Below are 22,749 nucleotides of genomic sequence, written 5' to 3' on the forward strand. Positions count from 1 at the left end.
GGGCGTGTCAGCGGACCGGCACACCGGCCTCGGCCGTCGGTACGGCGCAGCACGAGGCTGACGAAGCCCCAGGTGTCCCGGTAGCCGCGCAGCCACTCCGTACGGTGGGCACCGGCCACCGCGAGCGCCCTCGGCACGGTCCGGGCCGTCGGGCCGGTCCAGCGCCCAGGAGGCCGGCGAACCGGTCCACGACCATGCGTGGTCGTCCAGCTCCCGGCGGGTGCTGACGTGCCCGTGGACGGGGCCACCCGTCGGCGGCGACCCGTTCCAGGGTGGTCGGCAGATCGGCGAAGTCCCCGAACGTCTCCACCGCTTCCGGGGACGGCGGACGCCCCCAGAAGCCGTCACCCACCAGGACCCGCCCGCCGGGGGCCAGATGCCGCCGGGCCGCGGCCGGCGTGGGCGGCCCCGGCGCTGAGCACCAGACCGAACGGGTGCGGGGAGCGGAAGTCCGCGGCGTCCTCGTGGTGCAGGACGAGCCGGTCCGCGACGCCTCGCCCGACGACAGTCGTACGGGCGTGCGCCAGGGACTCCGCGCTGGTGTCGACACCCGCGGCCCACAGCCGCGGGTGGTGGGCCAGCGCGCGCGACAGCCACTCCCCGCCATCGCAGCCGAGGTCGAGCACGCGCTCGTCGCCGCGCGGCAGGCCCTGGTCGAGCAGGTGCCGCACCGAGACGTCATCGAGCGGCGACGCTATCGGGTGCCCCGCGTGGGCGATCCGGGAGATCTGCTGACGGTCCATCGGCGCAGCCTGGCAGCGGCGGCGCGCCCCGCGCACCCGGATTCCCGGCGCACCAAGTGCCCTATGGAGTGACCGGCAGGGCCGGGCAACTGCCCTGCTGTCACCCCGCGTCGGGCCGAACGGTTCAGCGCTTGCCGAAGAGTTCCTTGGGGAACGCGCCCGCCGCCACCGCGGCCTGCGTGAAGCCGGTGGCCAGCTCGGTGAGCCGGGCCACGCCCGCCGCGCCGAGGTGCTCGTACGGCGCCAGGTCCAGCCGGTCCGTGGTGTCCTCCAGGTCGGCGCGCAGCGTGCTGCCCGCCTCGGTCAGGGCGCCCGTCGCGTCCAGGATGCCGCGCTCGCGCAGCCCCTCCTCGGCGGCCTCCCACTCCTCCAGCGACCAGCCGCGGGTCGCCAGGACCCACGAGCGGTCCGCGCCGCGGTCGGTGGCGGTATGGGTGACCAGCGCCTCCAGGCCGTTCAGCCCGGCGTCCAGCAGCGCCACGAGGTGGCCGTCACCGCGGTGCTCGCGCAGCAGCGTCGCCGCGTGCCAGTAGGCGAGGTGCGGGGCATCGGGGACCGGCAGGTCGGCGTGCGAGGCGTACAGCGGACGGGCGTGCCGGGTGCAGGCCTCGGTGGCGCGCAGCGCCAGCCGGGCCGCCTCGGCCATCTCCGGCGACTCCACCGCGGCGTCGCCGAGCAGCCGCCGCAGCGTGCTGTCGGCCGCCCGCAGCCGCGCGGCCAGCGCCTCCTCGGGCGACACGACGGACCAGATCCGCGGTATGTGCCGGGCGACCAGGTCGTACGTGAAGTTGTAGAACGTCGCGGCGACGGTGCCGGGGCCCACCGCGCCCATGGCCGCGGCCCGGGCGGCGAAGTAGGCGGCGCTGCGGTCCTCGACGCCGATCGCGGCGAATTCGGCCGGCAGGTCCGGCGAGAAGTAGACGGTCGAGTGCAGCGGGTTGACGACGTGGTGACAGCGTCGGCCGGCGCGCTCGGGGAGCGAGGTCGTGGTGGTCATGACCGCAGGCTACCGACCCGTCGGTATGGAGGGGAGGGCAGGCCCGCGGCGGGCCTGCCCAGCGGGCGTGCCGGACGGCTGCCGATGGCCGTAAAGGTGGGGTATTCGTCATTGCCGCCATCGGCGTGTCCGCACAGGATGGTCGGCATGGAACAGCGCGACGTGCTGGTCGTCCTCTTCGAGGGCGTACAGAGCCTCGATGTCACCGGCCCTCTGGAGGTCTTCACCGGAGCGGCCCTGCGCGAGCCCGGCGCGTACCCGGTCCGTACCGCCACGGTCGACGGCGCCCCGGTCCGTACGTCCAGCGGGCTGACCCTGACCCCCGACCTCCGGCTGGCCGACGCCGGACCGCCGCACACCCTCCTGGTGCCCGGGGGCCGGGGCACCCGGGCCCCCGACCCCCGGCTCGTCGACTGGCTGCGCGCGAACGCACCGCGGGCCCGCCGCAAGGTGGCGGTGTGCACCGGGGCGTTCCTGCTCGCCGCCGCCGGACTGCTCGACGGACGCCGCGCGACCACCCACTGGACCCGGTGCGACGCGCTCGCCGCGATGTTCCCCGCCGTACGGGTCGAGCCGGAGCCGATCTACGTGCGGGACGGCGACGTGGCGACCTCGGCGGGCGTCACGGCGGGCATCGACCTCGCGCTGGCGCTCGTGGAGGAGGACCTGGGCCGCGACCTCGCGCTGGACGTCGCCCGCCACCTGGTCGTCTTCCTGCGCAGACCCGGCAACCAGACGCAGTTCAGCGCCCAGCTCGCCGCCCAGACGGCGGACCGGCGCCCACTGCGCGACGTGCAGCAGTGGATCACCGAGAACCCGGCCGCCGACCTGTCCGTCGAGACGCTCGCCGACCGCGCGGGCCTCTCGCCGCGGCACTTCGCCCGCGCCTTCCGCACCGAGGTCGGCATGACACCGGGCCGCTACGTCGACCGGGTACGGCTGGAGGCCGCCCGGCGCCTCCTGGAAGACACCGCCGACGGCATCGAGGGCATCTCCCGCCGCTGCGGCTACGGCACTCCCGAGGCGATGCGCCGCGCGTTCACCCGCACGCTGGGTGCCGCCCCCGCCGAATACCGCCGCCGTTTCCAACCCGCCCACCCGCCGCCGTTCTCCTGACCGGCCGCCGGGGACGCCCACCGGCCGGCGCGCCCGCCCACCGGCCGGCGCGCCCGCCCACCGGCCGGCGCGCCCGCCCACCGGCCCGCGCCGGCCTCCGCACCGCCCCGGCTTCCGCACCGCGCCCCACCACCGAAAGGCACCCCATGCAGATCGCCATCCTCCTCTACGACCGCTTCACCGCCCTGGACGCCGTCGGCCCCTACGACACCCTCGGCCGCATCCCGGGCGCCGAGACCGTCTTCGTCGCCGAGCGCACCGGCGAGCACCGCAACGACGGCGGCACCCTCGCGCTGACCGCCGACGCCGTCCTGGCCGAGGTCAGCGCCCCGGACGTGCTCGTCGTACCCGGCGGCCCCGGCCAGGCCACCCTGATGGGCGACGGCCCGCTGCACGACTGGATCCGCGCCGTGGACACCTGCACCACCTGGACGACCTCCGTCTGCACCGGCTCCCTGCTCCTCGCCGCCGCCGGGCTCCTCAAGGGCCGCCGCGCCACCTCGCACTGGCTCGCGCTGGACCAGCTCCCGGCCCACGGCGCCGAACCGACCGGCGAGCGCGTCGTCTTCGACGGCAAGTACGTGACCGCCGCCGGTGTGTCCTCCGGCATCGACATGGGCCTCGCGCTGGCGGGCCGGATCGCCGGCGACACCCACGCGCAGGCCATTCAGCTCGGTATCGAGTACGACCCGCGGCCGCCGTACGACGCGGGCTCGCCGGAGAAGGCCCCGGCCGAGGTCACGGCGGCGATGCGGGCCCGGAGCCGGTTCGTCCTGGAGGGCTGACGCCCGGCGGGCGCCCGGGCCGTACGTGGCAGGGGTGTCCGACGGGCGAGCCGTGCCGTACGGCTCAAGGGCGTGCCGTATGGCTCAGGGGCGTGCCGTACGGCTCAAAGGCGTTCGACGGCGGAGCGTGCCGCACGGCTCAGGGATGGCCTGAAGGCGGTCCTGCCGTACGCCTCAGGGGGTGTCCGGCCCGCCGCTCGCCAGCTCCTCCTGCCACAGCAGCTCCGTCAACCGCTCTACCCCGGCGGCCAGATGACGCCGGTACGCCGTCATCGGCAGTCGCAGCAGCTCCGCGGCGCGCGCCTGCGAACCGGCCGGGCGCAGATACGTGTGGTGCAGCGCCCGGAAGGCCCGGCGGTCCCGCGGTGACGCCTTCAGCGCCGCCGCCGCCGCGCGGACCGCCTCCTGGAGGGCCACCACCCGCTCCTCGGGCCCCGCCCCGCCCGGCCTGCCCGTTCCGCCCGCCCCTCCCGTCTCTCCCGTCCCTTCCGTCTCTCCCGTCCCGCCCGTCGCGCACCGCCCGGCCACCAGTCGCGCCTCCAGCAGCGGCGAATCCCGCAGCCCGTCCGGCCGTACGAGCCCGCGCAGCGCGTCCCGTACGGCCGCCGCGAACGCCTCCCGGTCCAGCACCCGTAACGGGCCGCACGGCACGGGCGGAGCCACGGCGGACGGATCCTCGGCCCGCGCCCGCTCGGTCAGCATCGCCAGCCACGCCAGTCCCGGCACCCGCCGCCAGTCGTGCGCGAACACCCCGAACCGGCGCCCGCCGGACGTGAAGTCCGCCGCGGGCAGCCGGGCGAAGTCCGTGGCCGCGCAGCCCCGCTCCCAGAACTCCGGGTCGGCGAACGGCAGCAGCGTCACGGCGGGCCGGCGACCGGTGAGGTAGTGGCGCGTCAGACGCAGCGTGATCAGGCTCTGCACGGGGGAGACGGCCTGGTACTCGTCGCGGCTCATCCAGAACCGGACCAGCAACGCCGTCTCACCGCCGCGCAGTTCACCGTGCGCGTCCAGCCAGCGGCAGGCGGCCCGTACCGCCGGATCGTCCGGTGCGCCCGGCGGGGGAACGCCGCCCAGCTCGATCAGCGTGTAGAACCCTGCCGCCACCCCGTCGGGACCGCGCACGGTGTACGTCGCGGCCTCCGGGCACCGCGACCAGTCGTGCACCAGCCGCGCCGCCTCGATCCCCTCGTGGATCGCGGCGACCGTACACGCCTCGACCAGCTCACCACCGGTGACCGGCCCGGGCGAGACGGACAGCCGATCCAGCCGCGCCGCGCCCGCCGCACCGCGCGCCACCGGCTCCAGCAGCGGCCCGACGACCGGGCTGTCCCGGTGCAGATACGCGAAGTCCCCGAGCACCGCCCGCTGCCGCCCCCGGTCGCCGTCCTGGGTGGACAGCCGCTGGTAGTACGCGCTCGCCCGGCGGTGCAGCGCGGCCCTGCGCTCCGGGGCGCGCCGGCGCAGCTCCGCGTCCAGCACGTCCCGCACCAGGTCGTGCGGACGCACCCCGCGGATTCCGGCCTCCATGACGGACAGCCCGCGCAGCCAGTCGAAGTACGTCCGGGCGTCGGGCACGTCCAGGAACGCGGCCAGCAGCGGCTCGGACGTCGAGAGCACCTGCGAGGACGCCTCCAGCGCGGCCCGGTGCAGCGGCGTGGGCGCCGCTTCGAGCAGGCCGGCCAGCAGCGCCCGTACGATCTGCGGCGACGGCCCGGTCCCGGCCACCGCGCCGCTGAGCGCGGCGACGTCCGCCACCAGCACGAGCGCCAGCGGGTGCCCGCGGGCGACGGCCAGCCCCCGCTCCCGCGCGGCGGGCGGCACGCCGCGCCGGGTGAGCAACTCCCGGCTGTCCGCCGCGTCCAGCGGGCCGAGCGGCAGCAGGCGCAGCAGCCCCTGCCAGGCCGGGTCCGGGCGCCAGGACGGCGGCGGCGCCGTCCGGCAGGCCAGCACGACCAGCGCGCCGGCGGGCAGCCGGGGCAGCAGCTCGCGGCGCACCGCCTCCCGCGCGGCCCGCGCGTCGTCCAGGCCGTCGATGAGCAGCACCTGATCCGGCCGGTCCGGAACGCGCTCCGCCAATTCCTCCTCGCAGCACCGCACCCCGGGCGCCTCAAGCTGTACGGCGGGCCGTCCGGCGCGTGCGGCGAGCCGCGCGAAGTGGCGCAGCAGCGAGGTCTTCCCGATGCCACCGGGGCCGTGCACGTACACCACCGCGCCGCGCCCGGAGGCCAGCAGGGCGCGGAAGGCCGCGGACTCACCGCGGCGGCCGACGAAGCCCTCGTCGCGCGCCGCCGCGAGCCGGTCGCCCAACCGGTCGGTCACCCGTCAAGTATGTCGCCGAGGCGGCCGGAACGGCCCCGCACCGGTCGGAAAACGGACACGGGCGGAAAACGGTTACGGGGCGGGAGACGGACACTGGCGAGAAACGGGTACGGACGGGAGACGGACCTGGGACGGGAAACGACTACGGGACAGGCCGCGTTCCGGCCGGCCGCCGCCCGTGGCTTCCTGGCGCCGGTACGCCGGTACGCCGGTACGCCGGTACGCCGGTACGCCGGTACGCCGGTGCGCCGGTACGAACGTACGCCTGACGCCCACGACGGACGGCGGGGTGGCACGCCCCGTCTCCCCGTGGCCCGTGTCACCGCGCCGTCCAGGTGAAACGCGGCGTCCGGCGTTCGAGGAAAGCGGCGACCCCCTCCGCGGTGTCGCCGCTCTTCCCTGCCTCGGCCTCCCAGTGGGCCACCCGCTCCGCGTCCGCGGGACCGTCCGCGAACTCCTTCGCCGCGGCCTGCGTCAACTGCGACCGGCTCGCCAGTACGGCGGTGAAGGCCGCCACCCGCTTGTCCAGCTCCCCCTCGGGCTGCACCTCGTCCAGCAGCCCGGTCCGCAGCGCCCGCGCGCAGTCGACCAACTCGCCCGAGAACAGCAGATACTTGGCGGCCGAAGGGCCCACCAGGCGCACCAGCCGCCGGGTGGCGGAGGCCGGGTAGACGATCCCCAGCTTCGCGGGCGTCACCCCGAACAGGGCGCCCTCCTCCGCGAACCGCAGATCACACGCCGCCGCCAACTGGCAGCCGCCGCCCACGCAGTACCCGCGTATCGCCGCCAGCGTCGGCTTCGGGAACGCCGCCAGCGCTTCCTCGGCAGCCGTCGCCAGCCCCTTCTCCGCCCCCGCCGACCCGCGCAGCGACCCGATGTCCGCACCCGCGCAGAACGTGCCACCCGCCCCGGTCAACACCAGCACCCGCACCGCGCGGTCCGCCGCCAGCCGCTCCAGCAGCGGTGGCAGGTCCCGCCACATCTCCGTCGTCATGGCGTTGCGCTTGGCGGGATGGCTGAGGATGACGGTCGCTGTGCCGCCGCCGACGTTCGTGACGATGCCCGGTTCCATGCCCCGGATATTAGGACGACCGCAGGCCGGCGGGCCGGATACGATCGGCGGTCTGATGTCTGTCACCGCCACCCTCGTCGCCAAGTCCCTCGCCGCCGGCCACGGCGAGCGCGTCCTGTTCTCCGGCCTCGACCTGGTGGTCGCGCCCGGGGACGTCATCGGCCTGGTCGGCGCCAACGGCGCCGGCAAGTCCACCCTGCTGCGTCTGCTGGCCGGCCTGGACACCCCGGAGGAGGGCCGGCTGACCCTCAGCCCGCCCACCGCCACCGTCGGCCACCTCCCACAGGAGCCCGACCGCCGCCCCGGCGAGTCGGTACGCGCCTTCCTGGCCCGCCGCACCGGCGTCACGGCGGCCCAGGCCGCCCTGGACGCGGCCACCCAGGCCCTGGTCGACGAGGCGCCCGGCGCCGACGACGCGTACGCCACCGCCCTGGAGCGCTGGCTCTCGCTCGGCGCCGCCGACCTCGACGAACGCGCCGAGGAGACCGCGGCCCAGCTCGGCCTCGCCGTCGGTCTCGACCAGCCGATGACCTCCCTGTCCGGCGGCCAGGCCGCCCGCGCCTCCCTCGCCTCGCTGCTCCTCTCCCGCTACGACATCTTCCTGCTGGACGAGCCCACCAACGACCTCGACCTGGACGGCCTGGCCCGGCTGGAGGAGTTCGTCACCGGTCTGCGCGCCGGCACCGTCCTGGTCAGCCACGACCGCGAGTTCCTGACCCGTACGGTCGGCCGCGTCGTCGAACTGGACCTCGCGCAGCAGCAGGTCCACACCTACGGCGGCGGCTACGCCTCGTACCTGGAGGAGCGCGAGCGGGCCCGGCGCCACGCCCGCGAGGAGTACGAGGAGTACGCGGACACCAGGGCGGGCCTCGAAGCGCGCGCCCACACCCAGCGCTCCTGGATGGAGAAGGGCGTCAAGAACGCCCGGCGCAAGGCCACCGACAACGACAAGATCGGCCGCAAGTTCCGCGCGGAGTCCACCGAGAAGCAGGCCGCCAAGGCCAAGCAGACCCAGCGCCTGATCGAACGCCTGGACGTGGTCGAGGAGCCGCGCAAGGAGTGGGAACTGCGCATGGAGATCGCCGCCGCGCCCCGCGCCGGCGCGGTCGTGGCCACCCTGCGCGGCGCCGAGGTACGGCGCGGGGACTTCCGCTTCGGCCCGGTGGATCTCCAGATCGACTGGGCGGACCGGGTCGCCGTCACCGGGCCCAACGGCTCCGGCAAGTCCACCCTGCTCGCCGCCCTGCTGGGCCGGCTGCCGCTGGACGCCGGGCACGCCGCCCTGGGCCCCGGCGTCGTCGTCGGCGAGGTCGACCAGGCCCGCGGCGCCTTCCTCGGCGACGAGCCGCTGGCGGAGGCCTTCCGTACGGCCGTACCGGACCTGTCCCCGGCCGACGTACGGACCCTGCTCGCCAAGTTCGGCCTCAAGGCGGCCCACGTGCTGCGGCCCGCCTCGACGCTCTCCCCGGGCGAGCGCACCCGCGCCGCCCTCGCCCTCCTCCAGGGCCGCGGCGTGAACCTCCTGGTCCTGGACGAGCCGACCAACCACCTCGACCTGCCGGCGATCGAACAACTGGAATCCGCGCTCGCCTCCTACCAGGGCACGCTGCTCCTGGTGACGCACGACCGGCGGATGCTGGAGGCGGTGGACACCGACCGCCGCATCGAGGTCGAGGCCGGGCGCATCGCGGAGCGGGTCGTCTGACGGCGCGCGGCCGGCGCCCCGGAGTCCGGCGCCCGGCCCCTGCCGCGGCCCCGCCCGGCAACGATTTGGCGTACGGCCCGGCACCCCGTAGGGTTGGCAGAACCGACGCGGGGTGGAGCAGCTCGGTAGCTCGCTGGGCTCATAACCCAGAGGTCGCAGGTTCAAATCCTGTCCCCGCTACTTCCGCAGCAGGCCCGGTGCTCTTCGTGAGCACCGGGCCTGCTGTCGTGCGTGCGCTGCCATCCGGTCCCGAAAGAGGTATACCGGGACAAAGGCGTCCGTGAGGAGGACCGTGATGCTCGGCAGAAGCAGATCCACGAAGCCTTCGACGGGTACGGCACCGTCGGGGACCCAGGCTGCGGGCGAGCTGAAACGCAGCTTCGGCCTGCTGGCGGTCCTCGGGGCGATTCTGGTGATCGCCGGTCTGGTGGGCCTCGCCTACGTCGGCTTCGCGACGCTCACCTCGATGCTGCTCTTCGGCTGGCTGCTGTTGATCGGCGGCGTGGTCGGGCTGGTGCACGCGATCCAGTCACGCGGCTCCAGCTTCTTCTGGCTCGCGGTGATCGTGGCGGCCCTGAACATCGCCGCGGGAGTGGTCGTCATCCGCCAGCCGGAGGCCGCCGCGGCGGGCCTGACGATGTTCGCGGCGCTGCTCTTCCTCACCGGCGGGGTCTTCCGGCTGGCGGGCGGCGTGGTCGTACGGGGGCCGCAGTTCGGCTGGACGCTGGTGCAGGGCGCCTTCGGCATCCTGCTGGGCGTACTGGTGCTCGCCGACTGGCCGCACAGCAGCCGGTACGTGATCGGCTGCTTCTTCTCCCTCGCGCTGCTCTTCGACGGACTGGGTCTGATCGCGATGGGCGTCGGGGGCCGGCGGATCGTCGGTATGGTGGCGGGCGGGAGCGGTCCGGATACCGGCCGGGGCGGCCGGGGTGCGGGCGCACCGGACGCCACCGGGCACCCACCGGCCTCGTCCGGCAATCCTTGAACAGGAAACAAAAGGGTCAGGACCAGTCGCAGAGCTGATCACCGGTTGCGGAATCGGTCAGAAGGTGTCGATAGAGGCTGACTTGTGTTCAGCGGCTCGGTCCGCACCAGCTCACCACCAACACTCGGAGGGTGAGGACGCCTTCCGGCCCCCCGGCCGAACCCCCCGAGGAGCTGACCGCCACGCGCGCGTACGAAGGTGTCTGGCGCTTCACCGCACCGGCACTGGAGTCTTCGGTGCCCCAGGCTCGCCACGCCGTCCGGGAACTGCTCGCCCGGCAGCAGGTGCCCGCGGCCGGCGAGATCCTGGACGCGCTGCTGCTGATCGTCTCCGAACTGGTCACCAACGCCGTGCAGCACGCCGCGCTGCTCTCCCCGGAGATCACCGTCGAGGTCACGGTCGGTGCCAACTGGGTCCGCGTCTCCGTGGAGGACGACCACCCCTACCGTCCCAAGGCCGTCCAGGCGGACGAGGGCGACGTCGGCGGGCGCGGCCTGTGGCTGGTCAAGATGCTCACCGCCGAGGCGGGCGGCAAGTGCGGCGTCGAACACACGGCGAGCGGCGGTAAGGCGGTCTGGGCCGAACTGCCGCTCGCCCCGCCGGCCGGCGGACCTACCAGCCCGCCGCCGGCCCGGTGAGTTCCCGTACGGCGGGCCGGGCCGCGTCCAGCACGGTCATGAACCACGCCGAGAACGGCACCCGCTCGTGCCGCTCGGCCAGCTCCTGAGGCGTCACGAACGCGATCTCGCCGACCTCCTCCGGGTCCGGGTCCGGCGCGGCCTGCACCAGCCCCACGAACAGGTGGTTGTACTCCTGCTCGACCAGCCCGGACTCCGGGTCCGGATGGTTGTAGCGGACCGTACCGGCCTCGCCGAGCAGCGCCGGGGCGACACCCAGCTCCTCGGCGGTGCGCCGCGCCGCGGCGGCAAACGGCGTCTCGCCCGGGTACGGGTGGCCGCAGCAGGTGTTGGACCAGACACCGGGGGAGTGGTACTTGCCCAGCGCCCGGCGCTGGAGCAGCAGCCGGCCTCTGTCATCGAAGAGGAAGACCGAGAACGCCCGGTGCAGCAGGCCGGGCGGCTGGTGGGCGGCGAGCTTCTCCTCGGTGCCGATCGTCGTGCCGTTCTCGTCGACAAGCTCCAGCAAGATCGGTTCGGCGGTGCCGCCCGGTGGGTTCACCGCCGTGGTCCCGGCGGTCTGTCCATTGGCAGGTGTGATCGGCATGCCCATCCTTGTCGTCGGTCTCCTCGCCGCTCAAGTCTGCCCTAGGCGCGCCCGCATCATGGGCACAGCTTCGCCTCGTGCGCCGCGTGGCCGCCCGGTTCGAGCTGGAAGGTGCAGTGTCCGACGTCGAAGTGCCCGGCCAGGCAGCCGCGCAGCGCGTGCAGCATCTTCTCGTGACCCACCGCGTCGAGTGCCTCCGCGCCGACGACCACATGGGCCGAGAGCACCGGCATCCCGGACGTGATGGTCCAGGCGTGCAGGTCGTGGACGTCCTCGACACCCGGCAGCGCCAGCAGGTGCGCCCGTACCTCTGTCATGTCCACTCCCTTGGGGGCGGTCTCCAGCAGCACGTCCAGGGACTCGCGGAACAGTTTCCAGGTACGCGGCACGATCATCAGCCCGATCACGATGGACGCGATCGGGTCGGCCGCCGACCAGCCCGTGAGGGTGACCAGCAGCGCCGCCACGACGACCGCCACCGACCCCAGCGCGTCCGCCATCACCTCCAGGAACGCGCCGCGCACATTGAGGCTGTCGCGCTGCCCGCGCATCAGCAGGAACAGCGACACCAGATTCGCCGCCAGGCCGACGGCGCCGAAGATCATGGTCGTACCGCCCTCGATCCCGACCGGCTCGAAGAACCGCGGCACCGCCGTGACCAGCACGTACCCGCCGACCCCGAACAGCAGCAGAGCGTTGGCCACCGCCGCGAGGATCTCCGCGCGGGCGAGCCCGAACGTGCGCTGCGGCGACGGCGGCCGGTTCGCGAATCGGATCGCCACCAGCGCCATCGTCAGGCCCACCACGTCCGTGGCCATGTGGCCCGCGTCGGCGAGCAGCGCCAGCGAGCCGGTGACCACACTGCCGATGATCTCGGCGACCATGACGGTCGAGGTCAGCGCCAGCGCGCCCCGCAGCCGCCCGCGGTACGCGGCGGCCGCCGTGCCGGCCCCCGCCGCACCACCCGCCGTCGGCCCACCGGATCCGTGGTTGTGTCCTGCACCCATGCCGTACGCCTCCGTCCGAAACGCCGCACCCACGCCGCCCGGCCACAGCCGTCGGCCCTTGCAGTGAACTACGGGGAGGGGGTATGTGGCAACGCGGCGCTGAACACCGTTGTCATAGTCTGACCTGCGAGGATGCGGTGGCGGTGGTGGGACGGGGCCCACCCGGCGCCTCTCAATCGGGAGCGCTCCCGAGCCCGGGGCCGGGGCACTTTTCGGCCGCCCGGCGCACTGCCGAATCGCTGTTCCTTGGCGCTCGCTTCCCGTTCGTTCCCGTGTGCTTCTCGTTCGCTTCCGCTCTCCGCCCGTACCCGCCTTACGCTCCGTCCGCTACTGCGTCCCGCCCGTTTCTCGTCTACTCCCGTCCCGCTCCCGCCTGCTTCACGCCCGCCCCCGTTTCACGTCCGTCTCCGCTTCATGTCCGCCTCTGCTTTCACGCCTGGCTCCGCTTCCCGTCCGCCCCCGCTGGGTAAGCCCCCGGTGGGGGAAAACCGGCGTTCGATTCGACCTGTAGGGGCGCCCCCGCACACCAGCCGCCAGGGGCACGGCGAGCCGCATCCCGGCCGCCCCGGCCCTTCCACCCGCCCGCCCCGCTCGCGCCACCCGCTTCCCCCACCCTCAGCGCTTGCCGCCCGCCCCGCTCGCGCTTCCGGCCAGCCCGCGCTGGGTAGACCCCCGGTGGGGGAACGCGCCGTTCGATTCGACCTGTAGGGACGCCACGGACCGATACGGATCGATACGAACCGCCCGGGCTGCCACCGGCCACCGGCTCACCATTGGCCGCCGGCCCGCTCCTGGCCGCCGGCCCTTCCCCAGTCGCCGGCCCGCCCCCGGCCACCGGCCCTTCCCCAGTCGCCGGCCCGCCCCCGGCCCCCGGCCTGTCCCGGCCACCGGCCTTTCCCCAGCCGCCGGCCCGCCCCGGTCACCAACCGGCCACCGGCCACCGGCCACCAACTCACCCCCGCCCCCCCGACCCACCACGGCCCAACCCGACCCACCACGGCCCAGCCCGAACCACCGCCTCACACAACAACCACGCCCCCACCCCACACCCCCCACCCGGCAATCCGCCCACACCCGACCACCCGGGCCATAACCGGCGCGGTGGGTGGGCGTCAGTTGGTCCTGGGCGTGTTGATCCACCATGATGATCGCGGCAGGCGCAGCCCGCGGTCACTCGATCGTGCGGTGAATGCGCGGTGAACGGCCGCATCGGGCGATCCGATAGCCTCTGCCGACGTGCCCACCCACCCCTCGGGGGTCCGGTGTGCCACGCCCGCTGCCCGGGTAGCCCGTATCGAATGCGGACCGACCGGCGCGGCCTCGTCAGCTTCCAAGGAGTGAGTTCGTCTGTCGACCGCCATCCTCACCGGTCCGCCGGTCGCCGGGTCGCCGCTCGAAGCCGCCCTGCGCTCGCTGGGTTTCGACGTCCGTACGGCGGACGGCGCCGCGGCCGTGGCCGACGCGCTCACCGCGGTCCCGGCCGATGAACGCGTCGCCGTCGTCGACCCGCGCTTCGTGGGCCACCTGCACAGCCTCCGGCTGGCGCTGACCGACCCGCGCTTCCCGGCCGCCGCCGTACCGGGCGCCGTCACCGCGCAGCCCGAGGCGCGCGCCGCGCTCCAGCGCGCCGCCACCGCGGTCCCCGCCGGGCCGGGCACCCGCTACCGCGTGGACGTCCTCCCGGACGCGCTGGCCGAGACGATGGCGGCCGAGGACGCCGCGCCGCAGCGCGTCGAGCTGGGCAGCCTGGTCGCCACCGTCCCGCTGACGCCCGCCGAGCGCGCCACGGCGGAGGAGGCCGTCGCCGCCGTCGACGACGAGGCCGTACGGCTGCGCACCGCCGTGAAGGCCCGCGACGGGTTCTTCACCACCTTCTGCATCAGCCCGTACTCCCGCTACCTCGCCCGCTGGTGCGCGCGCCGCGGTCTGACCCCCAACCAGGTCACCACGGCGTCGCTGCTCACCGCGGTGATCGCGGCGGGCTGTGCGGCCACCGGCAGCCGCGGCGGCTTCATCGCCGCCGGCCTGCTCCTGATCTTCTCCTTCGTCCTGGACTGCACCGACGGGCAGCTCGCCCGCTACTCGCTCCAGTACTCGACGATGGGCGCCTGGCTGGACGCGACGTTCGACCGCGCGAAGGAGTACGCGTACTACGCGGGCCTCGCGCTCGGCGCGGCGCGCGGCGGCGACGACGTCTGGGCGCTGGCCCTGGGTGCGATGGTCCTCCAGACCTGCCGCCATGTCGTCGACTTCTCCTTCAACGAGGCGAACCACGACGCCACCGGCAACACCAGTCCCACCGCGGCCCTGTCCGACCGGCTCGACAGCGTCGGCTGGACGGTCTGGGTGCGCCGGATGATCGTGCTGCCCATCGGCGAGCGCTGGGCCATGATCGCCGTACTGACCGCCTGCGCCACCCCGCGCATCGTCTTCTACGCGCTGCTCGTCGGCTGCGCCCTGGCCGCCTGCTACACCACGGCGGGCCGGGTGCTGCGCTCGCTGACGCGGCGCGCCCACCGCACCGACCGGGCCGCGGCGGCACTCGCCGACCTCACGGACTCCGGGCCGCTCGCCGGCTTGTTCACCCGGGGCGGCAGCGGCGGCTCCTTCACCGCCCCCGTCATGGCCTTCCTCGGCGCCGCCTGCCTGCTGACCTGGGTAATCCTCCAGGACGAGCCCGTGACGTGGACGACCGTGGTCGTCGCGGTCATCTACGCCCTCTTCTCCGGTCAGGCCGTCGCCCGCCCGCTCAAGGGCCCGCTCGACTGGCTGGTGCCGCCCCTGTGCCGGGCGGGCGAGTACGTCGCCATCCTGGTAGTGGCGGCCCGCTCCGGCGCGGACCAGGCGCTGCCCGCGGCGTTCGGCCTGGTCGCGGCGGTCGCCTACCATCACTACGACACCGTCTACCGCATCCGCGTCGGCACGGGGGCCCCGCCGAGCTGGCTGGTGCGGGCGGCCGGCGGGCACGAAGGGCGCACGCTGCTCGTTGTCCTGCTCGCGGCCGTGCTGCACGGCTCAGGTTTCACAATCGCGCTGACGGTCCTGGCACTGGTCCTGGCGCTGCTGGTGCTCGTGGAGAGCATCCGCTTCTGGGTGTCCTCCCAAGCACCCGCCGTACACGATGAAGGAGAACCCGCATGATCGGCCTCGTGCTGGCCGCCGGCGCCGGACGGCGTCTGCGTCCCTACACCGACACCCTGCCCAAGGCGCTGGTGCCGGTGGACCCCGCGGGAGAAGGGTCCACGACCATCCTGGACCTCACCCTCGGCAACTTCGCCGAGATCGGTCTGACCGAGGTCGCGATCATCGTCGGCTACCGCAAGGAGGCCGTGTACGAGCGCAAGGCGGCGCTGGAGGCCAAGTACGGTCTCAAGCTCACCCTCATCGACAACGACAAGGCCGAGGAGTGGAACAACGCCTACTCCCTGTGGTGCGGCCGGGACGCGATCAAGCACGACGTGATCCTCGCCAACGGCGACACCGTGCACCCGGTCTCCGTCGAGGAGACACTGCTCGCCGCCCGCGGCGACGGCCGGAAGATCATCCTCGCGCTGGACACGGTCAAGCAGCTCGCCGACGAGGAGATGAAGGTCGTCGTCGACCCCGACAAGGGCGTCCAGAAGATCACCAAGCTGATGGACCCGGCCGAGGCCACCGGTGAGTACATCGGCGTCACCCTCATCGAGGGTTCGGCCGCCGAGGAACTCGCGGACGCGCTGAAGACCACCTTCGAGCGCGACCCCGACCTGTACTACGAGGACGGCTACCAGGAGCTCGTCAACCGCGGCTTCAAGGTCGACGTGGCACCGATCGGCGAGGTCAAGTGGGTCGAGATCGACAACCACGACGACCTCGCGAAGGGCCGTGAAATCGCATGCCAGTACTGACCCGCCTCATTCCGTCCCCGGTCGTCGTCGACATCAGCGCCGGCGCACTGGACGACCTGGCGGGCCTGCTGGCCGATCAGCGTATCTCCGCGTCCGGGAAGCTGGCCGTCGCCATCAGCGGCGGCTCCGGCGCCCGGCTGCGGGAGCGGCTGGCCCCCGCGCTGCCCGGCGCCGACTGGTACGAGGTCGGCGGCGGCACGCTGGACGACGCGATCAAGCTCGGCGACGCCATGAAGAAGGGCCACTACGACGCGGTCGTGGGCCTGGGCGGCGGCAAGATCATCGACTGTGCGAAGTACGCGGCGGCCCGGATCGGCCTGCCGCTGGTCGCCGTCGCGACGAACCTGTCGCACGACGGCCTGTGCTCACCGGTGGCCACCCTCGACAACGACGCGGGCCGCGGCTCCTACGGCGTGCCCAACCCGATCGCCGTGGTGATCGACCTCGACGTCATCCGCGAGGCCCCGGTCCGCTTCGTACGGTCCGGGATCGGCGACGCGATCTCCAACATCTCCGCCGTCGCGGACTGGGAGCTGTCGCACCGCGAGACCGGCGAGGACATCGACGGGCTGGCCGCCGCCATGGCACGCCAGGCCGGCGAGGCCGTGCTGCGCCACCCCGGCGGCGTCGGCGACGACGGCTTCCTCCAGGTGCTGGCCGAGGGCCTGGTCCTCACCGGCATCTCGATGTCCGTGGCCGGCGACAGCCGCCCGGCCTCCGGCGCCTGCCATGAGATCAATCACGCCTTCGACATCCTCCACCCCAAGCGGGCGGCGAGCCACGGCGAGCAGTGCGGCCTCGGCGCCGCCTTCGCCACGCACCTGCGCGGGGACAAGGAGACCTGCGGGCTGATGATCGAGGTGCTCCGGCGGCACGGCCTGCCGGTGACGCCCGGCGAGATCGGTTTCAGCGACGAGGAGTTCGTCGAGGCCGTCGCCTACGCGCCGCAGACCCGCCCGGGCCGCTACACCATCCTCGAACACCTCGACCTGTCCACCGACCAGATCAGGGACGCATACGCCGACTATGCACAAGCCGTCCGTAGCTGAACTCCGCCCGGTCGTGCACCCCGCGGGTGTCAAGGACCGGCGCAGCGGTGAGCACTGGGCCGGTCGCCTGTACATGCGGGAGATCTCGCTGCGCTGCGACCGGTACCTGGTGAACACCAGGATCACGCCGAATCAGCTCACCTATGTGATGACCCTCTGCGGTGTCCTCGCGGCCCCTGCCCTGCTGGTGCCGGGGATCTGGGGGGCCGTGCTCGGGGTGCTGATGGTCCAGCTCTACCTGCTGCTCGACTGTGTCGACGGCGAGGTGGCCCGCTGGAAGAAGCAGTTCTCGCTCGGCGGGGTGTACCTGGACCGGGTCGGCGCCTACCTCACCGACGCCGCCGTACTGGTCGGCTTCGGCCTGCGCGCCGCCGACCTGTGGGGCTCCGGCCGGATCGACTGGCTGTGGGCCTTCCTCGGCACCCTCGCCGCCCTCGGCGCGATCCTGATCAAGGCCGAGACCGACCTGGTCGGTGTCGCCCGTCACCAGGGCGGACTGCCGCCGGTCAAGGAAGCGGCGTCCGAGCCGCGCTCGTCCGGCATGGCGCTGGCCCGCAAGGCCGCCGCGGCGCTCAAGTTCCACCGGCTGATCCTCGGGATCGAGGCGTCGCTGGTGATCCTGGTGCTGGCGGTCGTGGACTCGGCCCGGGGCGACCTGTTCTTCTCGCGGCTCGGTGTCGCGGTGATGGCCGGTATCGCGCTCCTCCAGACGCTGCTCCACCTGGTGTCCATCCTCGCCTCCAGCAGGCTCAAGTGACGGGGGCGCGCGAGATGCGCGAGATGAAGGTCGGCGCCGTCGTCCTGACCATGGGCAACCGCCCCGAGGAGCTGCGCGCGCTGCTCGACTCGGTGGCCAAGCAGCAGGGCGACCCCATCGAGGTCGTGGTCGTCGGCAACGGTTCGCCGCTGCCGGCGCTGCCCGAGGGCGTACGGACCGTGGAGCTGTCGGAGAACGTCGGCATCCCCGCCGGGCGCAACGTCGGCATCGAGGCGTTCGGGCCGGGCGGCAGCGAGGTGGACGTGCTGCTGTTCCTGGACGACGACGGGCTGCTGGACCGGGCGGACACGGCCGACCTGTGCCGTGAGGCGTTCGCCCGCGACCGGAAGCTCGGCATCATCAGCTTCCGCATCGCGGATCCGGACACGGGGGAGACCCAGCGCCGGCACGTGCCGCGGCTGCGGGCCTCCGACCCGATGCGGTCCTCCCGGGTCACCACCTTCCTGGGCGGCGCCAACGCGGTCCGTACGAAGGTTTTCGGGGAGGTCGGCGGGCTGCCCGACGACTTCTTCTACGCCCATGAGGAGACCGACCTGGCCTGGCGGGCCCTGGACGCGGGCTGGATGATCGACTACCGGTCGGACATGGTGCTGCTGCACCCCACGCACGCCCCCAGCCGGCACGCGGTCTACCACCGCATGGTGGCCCGCAACCGGGTCTGGCTGGCCCGCCGTAACCTTCCGGCTCCGCTGGTTCCGGTCTATCTCGGTGTCTGGTTCCTGCTCACCCTGGCCCGGCGGCCCTCGCGGCCCGCGCTGCGCGCCTGGCTGGGCGGCTTCAGGGAGGGCTGGTCCACGTCCTGTGGTCCCAGGCGTCCCATGAAGTGGCGTACCGTGTGGCGCCTGACCCGGCTGGGCCGCCCTCCCGTCATCTGACAAGCTCGTATCTGAGAGCATCAGGCGCGAACCGGGGCACGGCCCCGGCAGCGCACCTTGAGGACGAAAGTGTCAACAGTGAGCGAGACTACGCACGACAGTGCGGTCGCCATGAGTGCCCCGCCAACATCCGACGACGGGCTGTCCCGCGCCGAGCTGGCCCGCAAGTACGGGCTGACGCAGAGCGGGGCGCGGCCCAGCCTGCCGGAGTACGTGCGGCAGCTCTGGGACCGGCGGCACTTCATCTCCGCCTTCTCCAGCGCGAAGCTGACCGCGCAGTACAGCCAGGCGAAGCTGGGCCAGGTGTGGCAGGTGGTGACGCCCCTGCTGAACGCGCTCGTCTACTACCTCATCTTCGGCCTGCTGATCGGCACCAGCCGCGGCGTGCCGGACTATGTGCCCTTCCTGGTCACCGGCGTCTTCATCTTCACCTTCACGCAGAGCTCGGTGATGGCCGGCACCCGCGCGATCTCCGGCAATCTGGGTCTGGTGCGCGCGCTGCACTTCCCGCGCGCCTGCCTGCCCATCTCGTTCTGCCTGATGCAGCTCCAGCAGTTGCTGTTCTCGATGGGCGTGCTGGTCCTCATCCTGCTGGGCTACGGGCAGGTGCCCGCCTGGTCCTGGCTGCTGGCGATCCCGGCGCTGGTGCTGCAGTTCTTCTTCAACACCGGGCTCGCGATGGTCATGGCCCGCCTGGGCAGCAAGACCCCCGACCTCGCGCAGCTCATGCCCTTCATCATGCGGACGTGGATGTACGCGTCCGGCGTGATGTTCAGCATCGACGTGATCCTCAAGGAGAAGGCGGTCCCGGCCTTCGTGCACGTCCTGCTGGACTGCAACCCGGCCGTGGTCTACATCGACCTGATGCGCTTCGCGCTGATCGACAGCTTCACGTCGGACAAGCTGCCCCCGCACGTGTGGCCGCTGGCCGTGGGCTGGGCGCTGGTGATGGGCATCGCCGGCTTCGTGTACTTCTGGAAGGCTGAGGAGCGCTACGGCCGTGGCTGAGCAAGAGGACGCCGTGCAGACGGCGGACGGAACCCGCGTTCCCACCGTGATCGCGGACGACCTGCACATCGTCTACCGCGTCTACGGGACCGGAGCGGGCAAGGGCAGCGCCACCGCGGCGCTGAACCGCATCGTCCGCCGCAAGCCCTCCGGCGGCGTGCGCGAGGTGCACGCGGTCAAGGGCGTCAGTTTCACCGCGTACCGCGGCGAGTCGATCGGTCTGATCGGCTCGAACGGCTCCGGCAAGTCGACGCTGCTCAAGGCGGTCGCCGGCCTGCTGCCCGCGGAGCGCGGCCGGGTCTACTCGCACGGCCAGCCGTCGCTGCTGGGCGTGAACGCGGCCCTGATGAACGACCTGACCGGCGAGCGGAACGTCATCCTCGGCGGCCTGGCGATGGGCATGTCCCGCGAGCAGGTGCGCGAGCGCTACCAGAGCATCGTCGACTTCTCCGGCATCAACGAGAAGGGCGACTTCATCTCGCTGCCGATGCGCACGTACTCCTCCGGCATGGGGGCGCGCCTGCGCTTTTCCATCGCGGCGGCCAAGGACCACGACGTCCTGATGATCGACGAGGCGCTGGCGACGGGTGACCGGGCGTTCCAGAAGCGTTCCGAGGCCCGCATCCGCGAGCTGCGCAAGGAGGCCGGCACGGTCTTCCTGGTCAGCCACAACAACAAGTCGATCAGGGACACCTGCGACCGGGTGCTGTGGCTGGAAAAGGGCGAGCTGCTGATGGACGGCCCGACCGACGAAGTGATCAAGGCGTACGAGAAGGAGTCGGGCAAGTAGCCCGCAGTGCGCCGTACGGCCCCCGCGAGTCCGGCTCGCGGGGGCCGTTGGCCGTCGCGGGCCGGCCGCGGCGGGCCGGGTGCCGGTCCGTGGATCGTCAACAGATGGTCAACTCGGCCGGATACGGGAACAGTTCGCGGCGGTTGGATGTTGACCGGATCGTTGCTTCGCGGTTCGGTACCCCCTCGGACGCCGGGGAGATGTACGGCGTAAGCTGTACGGGTACTGAACAGCACAAGTGGCACAAGTCGGGCAATGCGTACCCGTCCTGGCGACCGGGAGTCCGTTCGAGCGGGTCGCGTCATGCGGCGTGTCCGAAATGGGATGCTTTGGCTTGGCGGTGTAGAACGGGAGGCGTGACGGCAATGGCTACTGGAACTCTCCGGCTCCGAAACGCGCCGGGCAGCCTCCGGTGAGCCGAGGGATGGCACGGGCACGCGACGTCCTGGTCCGGCCCCGGACGCCGGGCGGCGACCGGGGCGACGCGCATTCGCGCACCGTCCTGGACCAGGCCGCGCACGAGAACTTCCCGGTGGCGCCGTTCTTCCTGCCCCGCGCCTGGCGCCGGGACCTGATGGCGGTCTACGGCTTCGCCCGGCTCGTGGACGACATCGGCGACGGCGACCTGGCACCGGGCGGCGGCGACGCCGCCCGCCTCGGCCTGGACCCCGAGGCGGCCGCGGACGACCCCATCGCCCTGCTCGACGCGCTGGAGGCGGATCTGTACCGCGTCTTCAGCGACCGGGCGCCCGGCCCGCTGCACCCCCTGATGCGCCGCCTCGGCCCCACCGTGCGCCACTGCGGCCTGACCCCCGAACCCTTCCTCGGCCTGATCGAGGCCAACCGGCAGGACCAGCGGGTCCGCCGCTATCCGGCCTACGGCGACCTGCTCGCCTACTGCGAGCTGTCCGCCAACCCCGTCGGCCGGCTCGTCCTGGGCATCACCGGCACCGCCGGCCCGGAGCGCGTCCGGCGCTCGGACGCGGTCTGCACCGCGCTGCAGATCGTCGAGCACCTCCAGGACGTCGCCGAGGACCTGCGCCGGGACCGTGTCTACCTCCCCGGCGAGGACATGAAACGCTTTGGTGTCACCGAGGCGGACCTCGCCGCGCCGACCGGGGGCGCGCCGGTGCGCGCGCTGATCGCGTACGAGGCGGAACGCGCCCGCGAACTGCTGAATGAAGGCACCCCGCTGGTGGGTAGCGTCCACGGCAGGCTCAAACTGCTGCTCGCCGGCTTCGTCGCCGGCGGACGCGCCGCACTTCAGGCGGTCGCGGCCGCCGACCACGACGTACTCCCTGGACCGCCCAAGCCGACCAAGCTCAGCCTGCTGCGCGAGGTGGGGGCGACATTGCGAAGAGAGGGGTGAGTCGGACCGTGGAGGACATCGCACACGCGTCCGCGCCGGTGCTCGCTGCGTACCGCTACTGCGAGGCCGTGACCGGGCAGCAGGCACGTAACTTCGCCTACGGCATCCGGCTGTTGCCGGCCGACAAGCGGCAGGCCATGTCGGCGCTCTACGCCTTCTCGCGCCGGGTCGACGACATCGGCGACGGCCCGCTGGGGAACGCCGCCAAGCAGCAGCGGCTGGAAGAGACCCGGACCCTGCTCGGCCGCATCAAGGACGGCGCGGTCGACGAGGGCGACACCGACCCCGTGGCGGTCGCGCTGGCCGACGCCGCCCGGCGCTTCCCGATCCCGCTCGGCGGGCTCGACGAGCTGATCGACGGCGTCCTGATGGACGTCCGCGGCGAGACGTACGAGACCTGGGACGACCTGAAGGTCTACTGCCGCTGCGTCGCGGGGGCGATCGGACGGCTCTCACTGGGAGTGTTCGGCACGGTACCCGGCGCGCCGGACACGGCGCGCGCCGCCGAGTACGCCGATACGCTCGGGCTGGCCCTGCAACTGACCAATATCCTGAGAGACGTTCGCGAGGACGCGGGAAACGGCCGTACGTATCTCCCTTCCGACGACCTCGCCAAGTTCGGCTGCTCGGTGGGCTTCCACAGTCCGGTCCCACCGCCCGGCGCGGACTTCACCGGACTCGTCCACTTCGAAGTCAGGCGCGCCCGCGCCCTGTTCGACCAAGGCTTCCGGCTGCTGCCGATGCTCGACCGGCGCAGCGGTGCCTGTGTCGCCGCCATGGCCGGCATCTACCACCGCCTCCTCTCCCGGATCGCGGCGGACCCGGAGGCCGTGCTGCGCGGCCGGGTCTCGCTGCCCGGCCGGGAGAAGGCGTTCGTGGCCGTACGCGGCCTGTCGGGATTCGACGCGCGGGCGATCGGCCGCCGCCAGGCGGCCCGGGCGGCGGGCCGGCCGCCCGTGAGGAGGCGCGGATGACGGGCCAGGAGGCGGGCGAGGCCGACGAGCCCAGCTCAGGGCCGCTGCGGCGGTCCCGGCGGCGGG

Annotated in this window: 19 protein-coding genes, 1 tRNA gene and 1 pseudogene; 15 read left to right on the top strand and 6 right to left on the bottom strand. The window is 73.2% G+C overall.

The window, feature by feature from the left end; all coding sequences use genetic code 11:
* Positions 1–35: 35 nt before the first annotated feature.
* Together ACH4EB_RS07465 and ACH4EB_RS07470 are read right to left on the bottom strand one after the other, a co-directional pair.
* Positions 36–743 (bottom strand): annotated as a pseudogene (locus ACH4EB_RS07465) (SAM-dependent methyltransferase); the annotation flags it as partial.
* Positions 744–867: 124 nt separating this feature from the next.
* The gene (locus tag ACH4EB_RS07470; RefSeq protein WP_398346382.1) at positions 868–1,740 is read right to left on the bottom strand and encodes a hypothetical protein; all 873 of its coding nucleotides are present in this window, start codon (positions 1,738–1,740) and stop codon (positions 868–870) included.
* A 147-nt stretch (positions 1,741–1,887) separates the two neighbouring features.
* Here ACH4EB_RS07470 and ACH4EB_RS07475 point away from each other — a divergent pair, with 147 nt between their 5' ends.
* On the top strand, positions 1,888–2,856 hold the full coding sequence (locus ACH4EB_RS07475) for a GlxA family transcriptional regulator (protein ID WP_398346383.1): 969 nt from the start codon (positions 1,888–1,890) through the stop codon (positions 2,854–2,856).
* 146 nt (positions 2,857–3,002) lie between these two features.
* Positions 3,003–3,641, top strand: a complete 639-nt coding sequence (locus ACH4EB_RS07480; protein ID WP_398346385.1) for a DJ-1/PfpI family protein — start codon at positions 3,003–3,005, stop codon at positions 3,639–3,641.
* Between the two features lie 174 nt (positions 3,642–3,815).
* Here ACH4EB_RS07480 and ACH4EB_RS07485 read toward each other — a convergent pair whose 3' ends face one another.
* A complete protein-coding gene (locus ACH4EB_RS07485; RefSeq protein ID WP_398346386.1) occupies positions 3,816–5,960 on the bottom strand; it encodes an AAA family ATPase in 2,145 nt (714 codons plus the stop codon).
* Positions 5,961–6,279: 319 nt separating this feature from the next.
* Positions 6,280–7,032 carry an enoyl-CoA hydratase/isomerase family protein gene (locus tag ACH4EB_RS07490; protein WP_398346387.1) on the bottom strand — a complete coding sequence of 251 codons (753 nt, stop codon included), beginning with the start codon at positions 7,030–7,032 and terminating at the stop codon, positions 6,280–6,282.
* A 55-nt stretch (positions 7,033–7,087) separates the two neighbouring features.
* On the opposite strand from ACH4EB_RS07490, the gene ACH4EB_RS07495 reads away from it, so the two are divergent.
* The 4 genes from ACH4EB_RS07495 (at position 7,088) to ACH4EB_RS07510 (ending at position 10,360) form a co-directional block, all read left to right on the top strand.
* Positions 7,088–8,737: an ABC-F family ATP-binding cassette domain-containing protein gene (locus ACH4EB_RS07495; protein ID WP_398346388.1), complete on the top strand. Its 1,650-nt coding sequence runs from the start codon at positions 7,088–7,090 to the stop codon at positions 8,735–8,737.
* A gap of 106 nt (positions 8,738–8,843) precedes the next feature.
* Positions 8,844–8,917: transfer RNA gene (locus ACH4EB_RS07500), tRNA-Met, on the top strand.
* Between the two features lie 115 nt (positions 8,918–9,032).
* Complete coding sequence (locus ACH4EB_RS07505) at positions 9,033–9,722, top strand: HdeD family acid-resistance protein (RefSeq protein WP_398346389.1); 690 nt, start codon at positions 9,033–9,035, stop codon at positions 9,720–9,722.
* Positions 9,723–9,853: 131 nt separating this feature from the next.
* Positions 9,854–10,360 (top strand): ATP-binding protein, encoded by a 507-nt coding sequence (locus ACH4EB_RS07510; protein ID WP_398346391.1) that lies wholly within the window; start codon positions 9,854–9,856, stop codon positions 10,358–10,360.
* On the opposite strand, the gene idi is transcribed toward ACH4EB_RS07510, so the two are convergent.
* Together idi and ACH4EB_RS07520 are read right to left on the bottom strand one after the other, a co-directional pair.
* Positions 10,335–10,946, bottom strand: a complete 612-nt coding sequence (idi, locus tag ACH4EB_RS07515) for an isopentenyl-diphosphate Delta-isomerase (RefSeq protein ID WP_398346392.1) — start codon at positions 10,944–10,946, stop codon at positions 10,335–10,337. The two genes, ACH4EB_RS07510 and idi, sit on opposite strands and share 26 nt — an antisense overlap.
* Positions 10,947–11,002: 56 nt before the next feature.
* Positions 11,003–11,953 (bottom strand): cation diffusion facilitator family transporter, encoded by a 951-nt coding sequence (locus tag ACH4EB_RS07520; protein WP_398346393.1) that lies wholly within the window; start codon positions 11,951–11,953, stop codon positions 11,003–11,005.
* A gap of 1,347 nt (positions 11,954–13,300) precedes the next feature.
* Between ACH4EB_RS07520 and ACH4EB_RS07525 the strand changes: the two genes are divergently transcribed.
* The 9 genes from ACH4EB_RS07525 to hpnD all read left to right on the top strand — a co-directional run bounded on the left by ACH4EB_RS07525 (position 13,301) and on the right by hpnD (position 22,683).
* On the top strand, positions 13,301–15,094 hold the full coding sequence (locus ACH4EB_RS07525; RefSeq protein ID WP_398346459.1) for a DUF5941 domain-containing protein: 1,794 nt from the start codon (positions 13,301–13,303) through the stop codon (positions 15,092–15,094).
* A complete protein-coding gene (locus tag ACH4EB_RS07530) occupies positions 15,091–15,840 on the top strand; it encodes a sugar phosphate nucleotidyltransferase (RefSeq protein ID WP_398346394.1) in 750 nt (249 codons plus the stop codon). Before ACH4EB_RS07525 ends, ACH4EB_RS07530 begins: the two co-directional genes overlap by 4 nt.
* Entirely contained in the window at positions 15,828–16,889 is a 1,062-nt protein-coding gene (locus tag ACH4EB_RS07535; RefSeq protein WP_398346395.1) for an iron-containing alcohol dehydrogenase family protein, read from the top strand. The genes ACH4EB_RS07530 and ACH4EB_RS07535 overlap by 13 nt, the downstream gene beginning before the upstream one ends.
* Positions 16,867–17,646, top strand: coding sequence for a CDP-alcohol phosphatidyltransferase family protein (locus ACH4EB_RS07540; protein WP_398346396.1), 780 nt, complete (start codon positions 16,867–16,869; stop codon positions 17,644–17,646). Before ACH4EB_RS07535 ends, ACH4EB_RS07540 begins: the two co-directional genes overlap by 23 nt.
* Positions 17,647–17,669: 23 nt before the next feature.
* Complete coding sequence (locus ACH4EB_RS07545; protein ID WP_398346460.1) at positions 17,670–18,542, top strand: glycosyltransferase family 2 protein; 873 nt, start codon at positions 17,670–17,672, stop codon at positions 18,540–18,542.
* A 78-nt stretch (positions 18,543–18,620) separates the two neighbouring features.
* Complete coding sequence (locus ACH4EB_RS07550) at positions 18,621–19,550, top strand: ABC transporter permease (protein ID WP_398346397.1); 930 nt, start codon at positions 18,621–18,623, stop codon at positions 19,548–19,550.
* On the top strand, positions 19,543–20,340 hold the full coding sequence (locus tag ACH4EB_RS07555) for an ABC transporter ATP-binding protein (protein ID WP_398346398.1): 798 nt from the start codon (positions 19,543–19,545) through the stop codon (positions 20,338–20,340). Before ACH4EB_RS07550 ends, ACH4EB_RS07555 begins: the two co-directional genes overlap by 8 nt.
* Positions 20,341–20,764: 424 nt before the next feature.
* Complete coding sequence (hpnC, locus tag ACH4EB_RS07560) at positions 20,765–21,709, top strand: squalene synthase HpnC (protein WP_398346399.1); 945 nt, start codon at positions 20,765–20,767, stop codon at positions 21,707–21,709.
* Complete coding sequence (hpnD, locus tag ACH4EB_RS07565) at positions 21,706–22,683, top strand: presqualene diphosphate synthase HpnD (RefSeq protein WP_398346400.1); 978 nt, start codon at positions 21,706–21,708, stop codon at positions 22,681–22,683. The genes hpnC and hpnD overlap by 4 nt, the downstream gene beginning before the upstream one ends.
* Positions 22,684–22,749 lie beyond the last annotated feature (66 nt).

Origin of the sequence: Streptomyces sp. NPDC018045 (assembly GCF_044327445.1) — a bacterium.
Classification (GTDB): Bacteria; Actinomycetota; Actinomycetes; order Streptomycetales; family Streptomycetaceae; genus Streptomyces.

What these genes read in the sequence shown, in the direction of transcription:
- ACH4EB_RS07535 (WP_398346395.1), top strand. Translation starts at nt 15,828, where the DNA reads ATGCCAGTACTGACCCGCCTCATTCCGTCCCCGGTCGTCGTCGACATC.
- ACH4EB_RS07520 (WP_398346393.1), bottom strand. Translation starts at nt 11,953, where the DNA reads ATGGGTGCAGGACACAACCACGGATCCGGTGGGCCGACGGCGGGTGGT.
- ACH4EB_RS07475 (WP_398346383.1), top strand. Translation starts at nt 1,888, where the DNA reads ATGGAACAGCGCGACGTGCTGGTCGTCCTCTTCGAGGGCGTACAGAGC.
- idi (WP_398346392.1), bottom strand. Translation starts at nt 10,946, where the DNA reads ATGCCGATCACACCTGCCAATGGACAGACCGCCGGGACCACGGCGGTG.
- ACH4EB_RS07490 (WP_398346387.1), bottom strand. Translation starts at nt 7,032, where the DNA reads ATGGAACCGGGCATCGTCACGAACGTCGGCGGCGGCACAGCGACCGTC.
- ACH4EB_RS07470 (WP_398346382.1), bottom strand. Translation starts at nt 1,740, where the DNA reads ATGACCACCACGACCTCGCTCCCCGAGCGCGCCGGCCGACGCTGTCAC.
- hpnC (WP_398346399.1), top strand. Translation starts at nt 20,765, where the DNA reads ATGGCACGGGCACGCGACGTCCTGGTCCGGCCCCGGACGCCGGGCGGC.
- ACH4EB_RS07480 (WP_398346385.1), top strand. Translation starts at nt 3,003, where the DNA reads ATGCAGATCGCCATCCTCCTCTACGACCGCTTCACCGCCCTGGACGCC.
- ACH4EB_RS07495 (WP_398346388.1), top strand. Translation starts at nt 7,088, where the DNA reads ATGTCTGTCACCGCCACCCTCGTCGCCAAGTCCCTCGCCGCCGGCCAC.
- ACH4EB_RS07545 (WP_398346460.1), top strand. Translation starts at nt 17,670, where the DNA reads ATGAAGGTCGGCGCCGTCGTCCTGACCATGGGCAACCGCCCCGAGGAG.
- ACH4EB_RS07505 (WP_398346389.1), top strand. Translation starts at nt 9,033, where the DNA reads ATGCTCGGCAGAAGCAGATCCACGAAGCCTTCGACGGGTACGGCACCG.
- ACH4EB_RS07530 (WP_398346394.1), top strand. Translation starts at nt 15,091, where the DNA reads ATGATCGGCCTCGTGCTGGCCGCCGGCGCCGGACGGCGTCTGCGTCCC.
- ACH4EB_RS07540 (WP_398346396.1), top strand. Translation starts at nt 16,867, where the DNA reads ATGCACAAGCCGTCCGTAGCTGAACTCCGCCCGGTCGTGCACCCCGCG.